This window comes from Gammaproteobacteria bacterium, assembly GCA_003696665.1.
In the GTDB taxonomy this organism is placed as follows: Bacteria; Pseudomonadota; Gammaproteobacteria; order Enterobacterales.
Genome location: RFGJ01000423.1, coordinates 1 through 1,363 on the forward strand (window position 1 = coordinate 1; position 1,363 = coordinate 1,363).

A 1,363-nucleotide genomic window follows, 5' to 3' on the forward strand; every position below is an offset into this window, starting at 1 on the left:
CTCGCGCATTTGCTCGTTGAAGCTCTCGGTGGCCTGTTTCATGACCTCGACCAGTGCCTCCGTGTTGCTCTTTTGCAGCAGTTCGCTGAACTCGTCGAATTTCCGTTCGAGCAGCTCGCTGTTCTTGCCCATCGTCTCGATCAGGCTACTCACATGGGCATCCAGCTTTTCTGCATAGTCCAGTTGCCCTTGCTTCAATGCCCGCAATTCGTTGTTGGTTTCCTGAACAAGGACACGCTGACCATCAAGTTTCTCGTCAATTTGCGTCAACTTGCTGCTTGCTACCTCTTCCAGTTTCTTAAGAATTTGCTTGCTTTCCGTCGTCTGCACAGTGGTTTCAGAGGCAGACCTCTTTACATCGCCCATCTGCTCCTGCAATACTGACAGTTTTTCCAGTACACCACCAATGGCATCACGGACCGAAGCAATGTCCTTGTTTTCCTCCTGAAGAAACTTTTGGCGCAGTTGAGCCACATCCTTGGCTTGCGCCTCCTGTGCTGAAAGCATCTTGGCGAGATGGTCCCCCTGCTGCTGATGGATGGAAATCATTTGTGCGAGTACTGCAGCTTGTTGCTCCAGCCCATTCTTGATTTCGGCCAAGAGCTGGTTCTGGACATCCATGGGCGAAATCTCCTTCGATTCTATTTTGTTCAGCCACCATCTGACGACGACACCCATGATGAGCGAAAGCGAGATCCCCACAATCGAGGTGGCAAAGGCGGTCTTCATTCCTTCGAGGAGCCCCGGGATGCTGGCCGTAATGTCTGAAACATCGAATTTTAACAATCCAAAGAAAATTCCAAGAAAGGTTCCGAGTACTCCCAGTACGGTGTAGGCAGAGGTGAGTTGATTGGCCCAATTGATACGTTTTCGGGTTTCCAGTGGCCTAAACCAAAAGTTCGCCAGGAAAACTCCTTGGGCCAAAAGTACCACAACCATGGAGCCAAGAACAACCTTGTTTAAAGGAGTATTTACCAAGTTCCAGAGATCCAACGACCAGTCCATGAGATTAATTTGTTTGGTACGCACCTATGCAAAAATACACAGACAATTCATATCTCAATCATTGTCATTCATCTTTTTATCTCTAACGAATCCGAATGCTGGTTTTATAGACTGGGCTTGATGAAAAATGTTGAGGGACGATGGACGATGGATACGCATTTTTTCATAAAACACTGATAATAAACTTTAAACTCAAACCCTCAACCCTCAACGCTACACCCTCAACCATCTTGCCAGCTACACACAAGCCGAACCCCGCGCCGACAACAACCACTTTCTTGTCTTACCTTTGCCCCGTCAATTCATCCAGCGCTGCTGAGTGGTTGATTTTATGGAGAAGGGGGGAGAGACCGGGCTC

General features: G+C 48.3%; 1 protein-coding gene. It reads right to left on the minus strand.

Annotated elements, in window-relative coordinates; translation table 11 throughout:
- The coding region (locus D6694_10685) for a hypothetical protein (protein ID RMH39899.1) at positions 1-1,005 on the minus strand (1,005 nt) is incomplete at its 3' end.
- Between the last annotated feature and the right edge of the window lie 358 nt (positions 1,006-1,363).